This is a genomic window from Anaerolineae bacterium (assembly GCA_014360855.1).
Lineage (GTDB): Bacteria > Chloroflexota > Anaerolineae > JACIWP01 > JACIWP01 > JACIWP01.
Genome location: JACIWP010000079.1, coordinates 1 through 11,899, shown reverse-complemented (window position 1 = coordinate 11,899; position 11,899 = coordinate 1). Strand labels below are relative to the sequence as shown.

General features: G+C 65.4%; 11 protein-coding genes, 1 tRNA gene and 1 other RNA gene. 10 read left to right on the top strand and 3 right to left on the bottom strand.

Annotation, left to right across the window (positions count from 1 at the left end):
- Positions 1–124: 124 nt before the first annotated feature.
- Positions 125–823 carry a DUF1638 domain-containing protein gene (locus H5T60_06055; protein ID MBC7241991.1) on the top strand — a complete coding sequence of 233 codons (699 nt, stop codon included), beginning with the start codon at positions 125–127 and terminating at the stop codon, positions 821–823.
- A gap of 216 nt (positions 824–1,039) precedes the next feature.
- On the opposite strand, the gene H5T60_06050 is transcribed toward H5T60_06055, so the two are convergent.
- Together H5T60_06050 and H5T60_06045 are read right to left on the bottom strand one after the other, a co-directional pair.
- Positions 1,040–1,234, bottom strand: coding sequence for a hypothetical protein (locus H5T60_06050; protein MBC7241990.1), 195 nt, complete (start codon positions 1,232–1,234; stop codon positions 1,040–1,042).
- 204 nt (positions 1,235–1,438) lie between these two features.
- Positions 1,439–1,510 (bottom strand) — tRNA-Arg (locus H5T60_06045).
- Between the two features lie 112 nt (positions 1,511–1,622).
- Here H5T60_06045 and ssrS point away from each other — a divergent pair.
- The 9 genes from ssrS (at position 1,623) to H5T60_06000 (ending at position 11,679) form a co-directional block, all read left to right on the top strand.
- A non-coding RNA gene (gene ssrS / locus H5T60_06040) (6S RNA) lies at positions 1,623–1,803 on the top strand.
- Positions 1,804–1,850: 47 nt separating this feature from the next.
- The gene (locus tag H5T60_06035) at positions 1,851–2,570 is read left to right on the top strand and encodes a class I SAM-dependent methyltransferase (GenBank protein ID MBC7241989.1); all 720 of its coding nucleotides are present in this window, start codon (positions 1,851–1,853) and stop codon (positions 2,568–2,570) included.
- Positions 2,571–2,624: 54 nt separating this feature from the next.
- The gene (locus H5T60_06030) at positions 2,625–3,404 is read left to right on the top strand and encodes a fumarylacetoacetate hydrolase family protein (GenBank protein MBC7241988.1); all 780 of its coding nucleotides are present in this window, start codon (positions 2,625–2,627) and stop codon (positions 3,402–3,404) included.
- Positions 3,405–3,485: 81 nt separating this feature from the next.
- Positions 3,486–4,433 carry an ornithine carbamoyltransferase gene (gene argF / locus H5T60_06025; protein MBC7241987.1) on the top strand — a complete coding sequence of 316 codons (948 nt, stop codon included), beginning with the start codon at positions 3,486–3,488 and terminating at the stop codon, positions 4,431–4,433.
- A 56-nt stretch (positions 4,434–4,489) separates the two neighbouring features.
- Complete coding sequence (locus tag H5T60_06020; protein ID MBC7241986.1) at positions 4,490–6,769, top strand: tetratricopeptide repeat protein; 2,280 nt, start codon at positions 4,490–4,492, stop codon at positions 6,767–6,769.
- A gap of 18 nt (positions 6,770–6,787) precedes the next feature.
- Positions 6,788–7,645: a TIGR00159 family protein gene (locus H5T60_06015; protein ID MBC7241985.1), complete on the top strand. Its 858-nt coding sequence runs from the start codon at positions 6,788–6,790 to the stop codon at positions 7,643–7,645.
- Positions 7,646–7,661: 16 nt separating this feature from the next.
- Positions 7,662–9,050 (top strand): hypothetical protein, encoded by a 1,389-nt coding sequence (locus H5T60_06010; GenBank protein ID MBC7241984.1) that lies wholly within the window; start codon positions 7,662–7,664, stop codon positions 9,048–9,050.
- 19 nt (positions 9,051–9,069) lie between these two features.
- Entirely contained in the window at positions 9,070–10,455 is a 1,386-nt protein-coding gene (gene der, locus H5T60_06005) for a ribosome biogenesis GTPase Der (protein ID MBC7241983.1), read from the top strand.
- 9 nt (positions 10,456–10,464) lie between these two features.
- The gene (locus tag H5T60_06000) at positions 10,465–11,679 is read left to right on the top strand and encodes a hypothetical protein (protein ID MBC7241982.1); all 1,215 of its coding nucleotides are present in this window, start codon (positions 10,465–10,467) and stop codon (positions 11,677–11,679) included.
- On the opposite strand, the gene H5T60_05995 is transcribed toward H5T60_06000, so the two are convergent.
- Positions 11,639–11,899: TRAM domain-containing protein (locus H5T60_05995; protein ID MBC7241981.1), on the bottom strand; the 261-nt coding region annotated here is incomplete at its 5' end. The two genes, H5T60_06000 and H5T60_05995, sit on opposite strands and share 41 nt — an antisense overlap.

The window sequence follows — 11,899 nt, the reverse complement described above, 5'->3', positions numbered from 1 at the left end:
TGGGAGTGGCTGTCATCCTGACACCGATCCGCCGGCGCAAACACTCCCGAACGGTTTGCCAAAACGGGCACATTGGGTACACTTCATCTTCAGCGGAGCATCATACCAGCGGAGGCGTTCCTGCATGGAACCATTGTACATCATCGCCTGTACCGTTGTCTGGGAGGAGATGCAGTCGCACGTGCCGGCCGGGACGCCGGCGCTGGTGCTGGAGTTCGGCCTGCATAACTCCCCCGAAAAACTGCGTCAGCGCCTGCAGGAGGAGATTGATAAGGTCCCCCCTGGCTATACCATTGTGCTGGGGTATGGGCTGTGCGGCGGCGGGTTGGACGGCATTCGCGCCGGCGAGCACCGGCTGGTGATCCCGCGCGCCCATGACTGCATCGCGCTCTTCCTGGGTTCCCTGGAGCGCTATGAGGAGCAAATGCGCCAAGAACGCGGCACCTACTACGTGACCAAGGGCTGGCTGACGATCGAGGGGGATGGCCCGCTGGGGCAGTATCAGCGCATGGTGGAGAAATTCGGGCCGGAGAAGGGCGAGCGCCTGGCGCGTCTGGCGTTCGAACATTACACGCGCCTGGCGTTCATCAATACCGGCAATTACGAGGTGGAGTATTATCGGAACCTGGCGCGACAGGTCGCCGAGTGGTACCGTCTGCGGTTCGAGGAGGTGCCGGGCTCACCGGAATGGATCAAGGACCTGGCGCAGGGGCGGTGGGACAGCCGGCGCTTCGTCATCGTGGAGCCGGGCGGCACGGTGAAGATGACCGATTTCTTCCGCCTGGAGCCGGCGGTTCAGGCGCCGGCCGGCTCAGAGGCATAAAAAGAGAACAGGAAGGAGGCCGCCCCTACCTCCTCCCTGTTCTTCCGGCCGCCTGGGTTCCAGGCTAACCACAGCTATAACATATCATAGATTATCGTGATAGTCAATAGAATTCCATGAAATTTTATTCATGATGAACAAATTGTCATATTTCGGACAGAGACAGCAGGGGGCGCAGTGTGCCCCCTGCTGTTGCTTGCGGCCTGTTCCGCGGCGCTATTGTTCATAGGCCAGCAGGACGACGCCCAGTTCCTGCTCCGCTTTCTTGATCGCTTCCTCCTGCGCTTTGGTCAGGTGGGCCGGCCGAATATCATGGCAGGCCAGGGCCACCACCCGCACGTTGTGCTGCGTCTCCAACTCGCGCAGCGCGGCCAGCTTCTTCTCATCCAGCTTCGCATACGTGCACAACATGGCACACCTCCTCTGCTGTGCATACTGGAGCCGGTTCACTTGCCGAAGTGCATGGGGGGATAGATGGCCGGCGCAAGGGACAACCTGCCATTATTGTAGTACTGCCGGCGAAGCACGTCAAGCGAGGCCGGCGGGCTTCAGAGGCCAATTAGCCACGCATGAGCTGAAAGAGGGGGAACATGCCGGCGCCCAAAATAAAAACAGTACCCCTGGGGCGACTCGAACGCCCGCGCACGGCTCCGGAGGCCGCTGCTCTATCCTCTGAGCTACAGGGGCACGTTTACACTTCATAGTATAACCAAATCCCGCCATTTTGGCAAACTCACACCCGCGCAACGCCTTTTTGCCCAATTTGTCATTCCGCCCAATTTGTGGTATATAAGGAAAGAGAGCCCTGCTGTGCTCGTGATGCGGTAATGCGGTTTGAGCCAACACTTAATAAGAGGGAGCCGGACTCTGCAGAAGCTGCGACTTCCCTTCCATGTGAAGGAGTCGTGCTGGCTGTCAGGAGGCACCCACCTGCGAGAGCAGGTTCAAACCTCTTCCGCACACGGCACGGCGGGGTTTCGCGTATGGCCTGATCATTTCTCTCCCTCTCGTATCCCTCTGTGCTATAATGGGACTGTATCCCGCATGTCCAGACATTTCCAGGGAGCATATGGCCGGCATCCTGCTCGCTGTCCTGCTGATCCTCATCCTGCTGGTCTACTGGCAGTTCATCCTGGCGGAGGGCACCTACCTGGGCCGCTCCATCGTCGCCAAATTGTACGACTGGACCGCCGGCCGCTACGACCGCATCAAGGCATACGACGTCGAGCTGGAAGACGCCACCCTCGGCCGGCCGCTGGCGGCGGCACTGGCACATGTCCCCCGACCAATGGTGCTGGATGTGGCCACCGGCACCGGGCGCGTGCCCATGAGTCTGCTCCGCCAGCCGGCGTTCCGCGGCACGATCGTGGGGCTGGACCTTTCCGCCGGCATGCTGGCTCAGGCCCGCCGCAACCTGGCGGAACACGCCGGCCGGGCCTATCTGGTGCAGGGGGACGCCTGCCGGCTCCCCTTTCCCGATGCCGCCTTCCACGCGGTGACGTGCTGTGAGGCGCTGGAATTCATGCCGCACCCCCGCGCCGCGCTGGCGGAAATGACGCGCGTGCTGAAACCAGGCGGCTGGCTCCTCTTCACCAACCGCATCGGCTGGGAGGCACGCTTCCTGCCGGGCAAGGTCTTCCCCCGCCGGCGGGTCGCCAGCGTCCTGCAGGACCTCCCATTGGAGGAAGTTCAAGAGGTCGTCTGGGAGGTCAATTATGACCAGGTCTGGGCGCGCCGGCGGGCATGACGGTAACGGGTACCTGGCATCATACCGCCCCATTATCTTATCAGCACAAGGAGCATGACCGTGAGAATCGTCCGCTGCATCTACCAGCATCAACCGACCTACGGCATCGTGCAGGGGGAGATGGTCCACCGACTGCGCGCCGGCAGTCCGTTCGCGGGGCCGCTCGAGCCGGCGGAGCCCATCGGCCGGCTGGACGAACTGCGACTGCTTCCCCCCTGCGAGCCGACCAAGATCATCGCGGTGGGACGCAATTATGCCGCCCACGCCGCCGAACAGCAGGTCGAGGTGCCGGCGGAGCCCCTGCTGTTCCTGAAGCCGCCGAGCGCCCTCGTCGGCCATGAGGAGCCGATCATCCTGCCGGCGGAAAGCCAGCAGGTGGACCACGAGGCGGAACTGGTGGTGGTCATTGGCCGGCGGGGAAAGGACATCCCACGCCAGGAAGCACTGCGGCACATTCTCGGCTATACCTGCGGCAACGACGTCACCGCCCGCGACCTCCAGCGGCGCGATGGGCAGTGGACGCGCGGCAAGGGGTTCGATACTTTTGCGCCGCTGGGGCCGTGGATCGAGACGGGAATCTCGCCGGCAGACCTGCGGGTGCTCTGCCGCGTCAACGGCCAGGTGCGCCAGAACGGCCGCACGCGGGATATGATCTTCGATATCCCCTTCCTGGTGAGCTATATCTCCCACATTATGACGCTGGAGCCAGGGGATGTCATCTACACCGGCACGCCGGCCGGCATCGGCCCGTTGGCGGCCGGCGATGTGGTGGAGGTCGAGATCGAGGGCATTGGCATCCTGCGCAATCCGGTGCAGGCAGATACCAGGCGTTGAGCCGGCCGGTAGGGTTTGCCCTGCAGACATATCGGGGTATACTTATGCTATCAGAATATATTGTTCATCTCACATGATACCATGGAGGGCGCCATGAAGCATTTTCTGTGCATCGCTGACCTGACGGTGGATGAGTTCGAAGGCCTGCTGAACCTGGCCGAACGCCTGAAGAAGGAATATCTCAGCGGCGGCAACAAGCCCATCCTGGCCGGCAAGACCCTCGGCATGATCTTCCAGAAGCCATCCCTGCGCACCCGCGTCTCCTTCGACATGGCCATGCTGCACCTGGGCGGGCAGGCGCTGTACCTCTCCCCCAACGAGATCCAACTGGGCAAGCGCGAGGCGGTCTCCGATGTGGCGCGCGTGCTCTCCCGCTATGTGCACGGCATTATGGCACGCGTCTTCGCCTATGATGACGTGCTGGAGCTGGCCAAGTGGTCCTCCGTGCCGGTCATCAACGGCCTTTCGGACTACAACCATCCCTGTCAGGCCCTGTCCGATGTCTTCACGGTGCGCGAGAAGTTCGGCACCCTGCGCGGCATCCGCCTGGTCTTTGTCGGCGATGGGAGCAACAATGTGGCCACATCCCTGATGTTCGCCGGCGCCCAGACCGGCATGGACATCGTCATCAGCGCGCCGGCCGGCTACATGCCCAAGTCCGAAACCGTCGCCAAAGCGCGCCAGCTCGCCGCCCGTACCGGCGCCTCCATCTCCCTCATTGAGGACCCGAAAGAGGCGGTGCGCGGCGCCCAGGTGATTTATACCGACGTCTGGACCAGCATGGGGCAGGAGGCGGAGGCAGAGGAGCGCCAGAAGATATTCCCGCCCTATCAGGTGAACTCCGCCCTGGTGGCGCTGGCGAACCCGAAGGTCATCGTCATGCACTGCCTGCCGGCGCACCGCGGCCAGGAGATCACCGATGAGGTCATGGATGGACCGCATTCCGCTGTCTTCGACCAGGCCGAGAACCGCCTGCATGCGCAGAAAGCGCTGGTGGCCCATCTGCTGGGCGGGGTGCCCCTGGCTTGATCGCGCGGCAAGCACGGCGCCGGCACGCCCGCCCGCGTTTCTGAAGGAGACCGCCTGTGGCCGGAAAACGCAAGGTCTTCGAACAAGCCCTGCGCGAAGGACATAATTTCGCCTGGGATGGCCGGTGGAAGGAGGCCATTGCCGCCTATCAGCGCGCCCTCCAGGAGTTCCCGGACAATGCGGATGTCCACATCTACCTGGCGCAGGCATACCTTTCCAGCGGGGAGCCGGCCAGCGCCCTGGCCTCGTACCAGCGGGCGTGCGAACTGCGGCCGGACGATCCCCTGCCCCATCTGCGCGCCGGCGCCATCCTGGCGGATATGGGCGATTCGGCCGGAGCTGTCCGCCACTATCTGGCGGCGGCCGAGGTCTTTGCCGCAATGAAAAACTGGGCCAGGGCGGTGGAAACCCTGGAGCAGGCCGCCAAGCTTGCGCCGGAGGACCTCACCGCCCACGAGCGGCTCGCCGGCGCGTATCTGCAGGCCGGCCGCACCCAGGAGGCGGTGCGGACATACCTGGTGCTGGCGCACCTCTTCCAGCGGCAGAACGAACGGGAGCGCGCCCTGGAATGCATCCAGCAGGCCCTCAATATTAACCCGCGCAGCGCGGCCGCCCGGCAGGCGCTGGAGGCGCTCGGCCAGGGCGCGGCGCCGCCGGCCGCCGGCCCGGTGCGCCCCACCGTGGAAGCCCCCACAGCCCCTCAGGAGGAGAAAGCCGGGGAGGAAGCGGAGAGCGCCAACCCCGCTGAGGCACTCCGCCGGCGGGCGCTGGAAACCCTAGCCGAGGCCATTTTCGAATCGGTCGAAGAGAGCGCCGGCCCATCCACCCGCGCCCTGCCCCTCCTTGCCCAGGCGATGGATTATCAATCGCGCGGCGCGCTGGAGCAGGCGGTGGGCCTCTTTGAGCAGGCGCTCGGGCAGGGGCTGGACTGGCCAGCGGTGCACTTCAACCTGGCGGTGCTTCTTCAGCAGTTGGGCCGCTGGGAGCAGGCTGTCCCCCACTTTCAGCGCGCCTTGGCGGACCCGGATTACGCCGCCGGCGCCCACTTTGCGCTGGGCCAGGGCTATCAAACGCGCGGCCAGACACAGCAGGCGCTGACCCATTTTCTGGAGGCGCTCAAGCTCCTGGAACTGCGCGCGAGCGCTGAGGAAATGCACGCCCAACTGGCCGGCTGTTACGAAGCACTGCAGGCGCAGTACGCCGGCGAGCGCTCAGCGGAAGGGGCGTTGGTGCTCATCTCTTCCATCGTCGATTTCCTCGGCTCCCCCGGCTGGGAGCAGAAGGTGCACGAGGCGCGCCGCCGGCTGGACCGCTTCGCCGCACATGGCTTCGTCACCTCCCTGGCGGAAGCATTGGCCACGCCGGACGCCCAGAGCGCGCTGGAGGCCCTGGCCTTCAGCGAGGAGTACATGCGCCGGCGGTGGTTCGCCTCGGCGGAAGAGGAATGCTATCGGGCGCTGGCACGGGTGCCGGGCTATCTGCCCCTGCACCTGCGGCTGGCGGAGATCAGCGCCCTGCAGGGCCGCATGGATGCCGCTCTGCAGAAGTGCGTTATGGTGGCGCAGACCTACCGCCTGCGCCGGCAGAACGCGCAGGCCGTGCAGGTCTACCGCCTGGCACTGCAGTTCGCCCCACTCGACACAGTCTTACGCAGACAGCTCATCGAGGAACTGCTGGTACTTGGGCAGGTGGACCAGGCGCTGGAGGAGTACATCCAGCTCGCCGACGCCTACTATCACCTGGCGGCCATAGACGAATGCATCACGGCGTATCAGGAAGCGTTGAAGCTGACGCCGCGCTCGTCGGAGTGCGTTGTCTGGGAGGCACGGCTCCTGCCGCGCCTGGCCGACCTGTACGTCCAAAGCTTTGACTGGACCAGAGCGCGCGAGATATACCGGCGTCTGTCCGCCCTGCCGGCGCCGCAGAACCTCGAAACATGCCTGGGCCGGATTGACCTGGCCTTCAAGTTGGAGGAAATTGACGCCGGCCTGCGCGAACTTGACGACCTGCTGGAGCGTCTACACAAGGAAGGGGCGGACGAACAGGCAGAACGGACCCTGCGCTCTCTGGTGGATGCCTGGCCGGCCATCGCTCCCCTGCAGGAGCGCATGGCGGACTGGTACATTGCCCAGGGGCGCACAGAGGAGGCCATTCAGGTCCTGAACACATTGGGGGAACTGCAGTTGGACGCCGGCATGACCGATGATGCGGTGCGCACCGTGCGCAAACTGGCCGCGCTGGAACCGGACAAGGCCGGCGACTACCAGCGACTGCTGGATTATCTCTTGAGCGCACGGTCAGCACAGGCCGAGACGGATGAACCAGGACAGGCATAGTGAAGGGCGGAGATGGATCTGACCAATATCTTTGAGCCGCTCAGCGTACTGCGGGACATCACGCTGGCCGGCGTGGTGGACATCCTGCTGGTGGCGCTGGTGTTCTACCTGATCCTGCGGTTGTTCCAGGGCACCCAGGCCATCCAGCTCTTGCGCGGCATGATACTACTCGTCCTCATCATCAGCGTGCTGAGCAGTCTTCTGCGCCTGCGTGCCTTCACCTGGCTCATCCGCAACAGCTTCGCCGCCCTGCTGGTCGCCCTGCCGGTGATTTTCCAGCCGGAACTGCGGCGGGGGCTGGAGCGTCTGGGCCGCACCGGCTCCTTGCGCAATTTACTGCGCAACCCAGAGACCGTCAATATGATTATCGAGGAAATTGTGGATGCCTGCGAGCTGATGGCCGACCGCCGGCACGGCGCCCTCATCGTGCTGGAACGGGTGACCGGCCTGCAGGATTACGTCGAAACCGGCACCCCCATCGACGCGCCGGTCAGCTCGGAACTGCTCCAGACCATCTTCTATCCCGGCACCCCCCTGCATGACGGGGCAGTGATCATCCGTGCCGGCCGCATTGTGGCGGCGCGCGTCGTCCTGCCCCTGGCGGAACACGCGCCGGCCTACAGCCACCTGGGCACGCGCCATCGCGCCGCCATCGGCATTACCGAACAGACCGATGCCCTGGCCATCGTGGTTTCGGAGGAGACCGGCATCATCTCCGTGGCCCAGAACGGCCGCATGATCCGCCGGCTGGGCCGCGAGCGGCTGGCCAACGTCCTGCGGTCGTTCTATCGTTTATCGCCGGCTGGGCGATCGCCCCTGGCCGGCATCACCCGCTGGTTCTCCAGCGGATCGTCATCATCGCGCCGATCATCCTGAAGTTGTGAGACATCCCATGCGCCGCCTGTTGAACGAACTGGGTTCCATCATCCTCGCGCTGGTGCTGGGTATCATCGTGTGGGTGGTGGCCATGAACGAGGAAAACCCCATCACGCGAGGGATATGGGGGGATACCATTCCGCTGGAACTGGTCAACCAGCCGGCCGGCACCATCATCGTCGGCGATGTACCCAAAACGGTGCAGGTCGAAATCCGCGCGCCCCAGAGCAGTTGGCGAGACCTGCGCCGGGAGAGCTTTCGCGCCGTGGTGGATCTGGCCGATGCGCAGATCGGCATGAATCAGCTCGAGGTACATGTGGAATGCTCGGATCGCCGGGTGGAAATCATCGAAAGCCGGCCGAGCACCATCTCCGTGCGCCTGGATCGGCTCAAACAGACCAACTGGAGCGTGCGGGTGGTGGTTATGGATTCCCCGCCTTTCGGCTATGAGGTCAAGAGCGAAAACATCACCGTCAACCCCAACACAGTTACTGTCTCCGGGCCGGAGACCTTTGTCAATCAGGTCAGCGAGGTGGTTGCCGAGGTGTATCTGCGGGGGGCGACGGAGGCTGTGGAGCGCCGCGTGTCTCTGCGGGCGCGCGATGCGCAGGGAGAGGCGGTGAATGTGACGCTGGAGCCGGCGACCGTGCTGGTGAAAGTGCCCATTGTCCAGCAGAGGGGCTTCCGCAACCTGCCAGTGCGGGTTGTGTGGGAAGGACAGCCGGCGGCCGGCTACCGCATCAGCAACGTCTCGGTGGACCCCAGCATTGTGACCATTATCGGCGATCCGCAGACCATCGAGCAGTTGCCCGGTTATCTGGAGACGGCGCCGGTGCAGGTTGACGGAGCCACCGCCGACGTGGTAGAGCACGTCTCGCTCATCCTGCCGGAGGGCGTCTCGCTCCTCGGCATCCAGACCGTGCAGGTGACCATCAGCATCACCCCGATCGAATCCAGCCTGACCGTGGAGCGCAAGGTGCAGGTGCAGGGCCTGCCGGCCACCATGCAGGCCCAGGTCTCGCCTAAGACGGTGAATATCATCCTGTCTGGCCCCCTGCCCAAGCTAGATGCCCTGCGCACGGAGGATGTGCAGGTCATCGTGGACGTGTTCAACCTGGGGCCGGGAGTCCACCAGCTCGCGCCGGTAGTCATCGTGCCGGAGGGTATCCGGGTGCAAAGCGTGGTGCCGGAGCGGGTGCAGGTGGAAATCATCGCCCTGCCCACCCCGACCCCGACCGCTACCACAACGCCCACGCCGGCCAGACCGCCGGGCACCGGCACGCCCGGCACGCGCACACCGGCACCCACTTCCACGCCGGCCGCCCCCTCACCCACCCCGCGCCCGGCCAGCACCACCAGCTTCTCCATCCGGCTGTATCCCGTGCCGGACGAGAGAATCCGCTGATGGAGAGGTGGAGGAAAACATGAGTTCCCGCATCGTCGCCATTGTGGGGCGCCCGAATGTGGGCAAATCCACTTTGTTCAACCGATTGGTGGGCCGGCGTCTGGCCATCGTCGAGGACCAGCCCGGCACCACCCGCGACCGCCTGTACGCGGAAACCGAATGGAACGGCGAGCGTTTCGTGGTTGTGGATACCGGCGGCCTGGAAGTGCTCACCAGCGGAGGGCCGGCCCCTCAGCCGGAGCGCACGCCGCTGGCGGTCGCCTCCGAACCCTTCGTGCCGGCCATGCGCTCCCAGGCAGAAATGGCGATCCAGGAAGCGGACGTGGTCATCATGCTGGCAGATGCCATCGAGGGGCTGACGCCGGCCGACCACGAGGTCGCCGACGTCCTGCGCCGCTCCAACAAGCCCGTCCTCCTGGCCATCAACAAGGCCGATAATGAGGCGCGCGCTTCGGACATCTACGAGTTCTATGCGCTGGGGCTGGGAGACCCCATCCCCATATCCGCTCTGCACGGCATTGGGGTAGGGGAACTGCTGGACAAGGTGGTGGAACTCCTGCCGCCGGAGGAGCCGCCGGCCCGTCCGGAGGCGGTGCAGATCGCCATCGTCGGCCGGCCGAACGTGGGCAAATCTTCCCTGCTCAACGCCCTCCTGGGACAGGAACGCGCCATCGTCAGCGAGATACCCGGCACCACCCGCGACGCCATTGACACCTATCTGGAATGGGAGGGACAGCCGGTGGTGCTGATCGACACCGCCGGCATCCGGCGCCGCGGCCAGATCGAGCAGGGCATTGAGAAGTACAGCGTCCTGCGCGCCCTGAAGGCCATCTCGCGCGCCGATGTGGTGCTCCTGCTGATCGACGCCACCGAGGGAGTCACGGCCCAGGACGCGCATATCGCCGGCTATATCCTGGACGAGATGAAAAGCGTGGTGGTCGTGGTCAACAAGTGGGACGCCATACCCAAGGACACATACACCATGGACGAGTACCGCGCCCTGGTGCGTGCTCAGCTTCGTTTCCTGGACTACGTGCCGGTGCTTTTCATCTCGGCGAAAACCGGCAAGCGGGTATCCACTGTCCTGCCGACCGCCCTGCGGGTGCATCAACAGCGTCTGGCGCGCATCCCGACCTCCCTGCTGAATGATATCATGCGGGAGGCCATCGCCCGGCATGCCCCGCCCAGCAAAGCCGGCCGGCGCCTGAAGTTCTACTATGCCACCCAGGCCGACGTGGCCCCACCGACCTTCGTCTTCTTCGTGAATGACCCCGGCCTGGTGCACTTTTCGTATGAGCGCTACATCGAGAACCGCCTGCGCGAGCAGTACGGCTTCGAGGGCACTCCCCTGAAGCTGGTCTTTCGCGGCCACAAGCCCGCTGGCGGGAAAAAGCGGGGGAGATAGACCTTGGGCATGAGCGCTTCGCGCCGCAGGGAGCTCCTCCGGCCGGCGTTCCTGGCGCTGGCTGTCCTGTGGATTGTGCTGGGCATCGGGCCGCGGAACGCGCCGCCGCGCGCCTGGCCGGCCCGTGTCAACGGCACCCGATACGTCATCCCCGCGGAAAACTCCAGCGCCGGCATCCCCCTCGTAGAGGTGGCCGGGAGCCGCTGGGAGATGGGCTTTGCCCTGGGAAGACTGCTCCAGGCCGAAATCCGCGAGACGATTGCCGCCGCGCATGCGTTCTGCGCCGCCGGCGCTCTTCCTGCTGGGAACCCCTGCGCCGAAGCCTCTGCCGGCCTGCGGCAGGCCCTTCCGCCGCTGTTCCTGGCGGAGGCCGAGGGATTGGCGGCCGGCGCAGAAGTCCGTACGGCGGACATCCTCCTGCTCAACGCGCTGTTCGAGGCCTGGTTCCCGCCGGCGGACGGCAGTTTGGGGACGGCCGGCTTCGCCGCCTGGGGGCCGGCGGTTGTCTCCGGCCAGGCGCTGTTGGGGGCCGGCTGGCGGCCGGCGGAAGGTGCTTCCCTGGTGTGGGTGGTGCGCCGGCCGGACGATGGGCTGGAGAACGCGACCCTGGGCCTGCCCGGCTGGTTGGGGGGCGTGGCCGGCCTGAATGAGGCGCACGTCGCCGGCTGGGCCCTGCCGGCGCGCACCAGCGACAGTTCCCCGGCCGGCCTGCCGGCATCCCTTATCCTGCGCGGCGCGCTGGAACAGGCCGCCGCCAGCCAGGAGGCACTGCGCTGGAGCATGGGACAGCCGCACAGCGGCGGGGCGCAGGTGGTGTTCGCCGGCGAGGTTTCAGCCGCCGGCGTCGAGTGGTCCGCCCGCATGCAGGAACCGCTGGCATCGGACGCCAACACCATTTTCGCCGCCGGCCTTTTCCGCCACCCGACCCTGGCCGCGGTCCAACTCCCCGTCCTCCCCTCCGCACTGTTCAGCGCCGCCGAAGAACGCGCGGAGCGCGCGCAGGCCAAACTGCGGGCCAACAGCGGCTGGATGGGTTGGGAAAAAGGGCTGGATTTCCTGCGCGCATGGGCGGAAGAGGAAACGACAGCCGGCCCCGAGAAGCACCCTGTTGCGGTGGTGCTGATGGAGCCGGCGGAGATGCGGGTATATGCCGGCACGGCCGGCGCTGTTCAACCGCTGGCATTCACGGTGTTCGAGCCTTTATCCGCTCCAGCTCGCCGATGAGGGACCAAGGGCCGGCCCAGGTGATGCGCACGTCCACCAGCGCGCCGGCCAGTTCCTCCTCGCTCTCAAAGAAGACCAGCTTGTTCTGCCTGGTTCTGCCGCGCCAGCGGCCCTTCTGCCGCTCCTCCACCAGTACCTCGACGCTCTTGCCCAGCAGAGCGGCATTGATCTCGCCGGCAATGCGCTCCTGAAGCTTCTCCAGCTCCTGCCGGCGCGCTTC

Excerpts from the sequence above, each read along its gene's own strand:
- argF (MBC7241987.1), top strand. The coding sequence starts at position 3,486 with ATGGAGGGCGCCATGAAGCATTTTCTGTGCATCGCTGACCTGACGGTG.
- H5T60_06035 (MBC7241989.1), top strand. The coding sequence starts at position 1,851 with ATGGGACTGTATCCCGCATGTCCAGACATTTCCAGGGAGCATATGGCC.
- H5T60_06000 (MBC7241982.1), top strand. The coding sequence starts at position 10,465 with ATGAGCGCTTCGCGCCGCAGGGAGCTCCTCCGGCCGGCGTTCCTGGCG.
- H5T60_06030 (MBC7241988.1), top strand. The coding sequence starts at position 2,625 with ATGACCGTGAGAATCGTCCGCTGCATCTACCAGCATCAACCGACCTAC.
- der (MBC7241983.1), top strand. The coding sequence starts at position 9,070 with ATGAGTTCCCGCATCGTCGCCATTGTGGGGCGCCCGAATGTGGGCAAA.
- H5T60_06050 (MBC7241990.1), bottom strand. The coding sequence starts at position 1,234 with ATGTTGTGCACGTATGCGAAGCTGGATGAGAAGAAGCTGGCCGCGCTG.
- H5T60_06010 (MBC7241984.1), top strand. The coding sequence starts at position 7,662 with ATGCGCCGCCTGTTGAACGAACTGGGTTCCATCATCCTCGCGCTGGTG.
- H5T60_06055 (MBC7241991.1), top strand. The coding sequence starts at position 125 with ATGGAACCATTGTACATCATCGCCTGTACCGTTGTCTGGGAGGAGATG.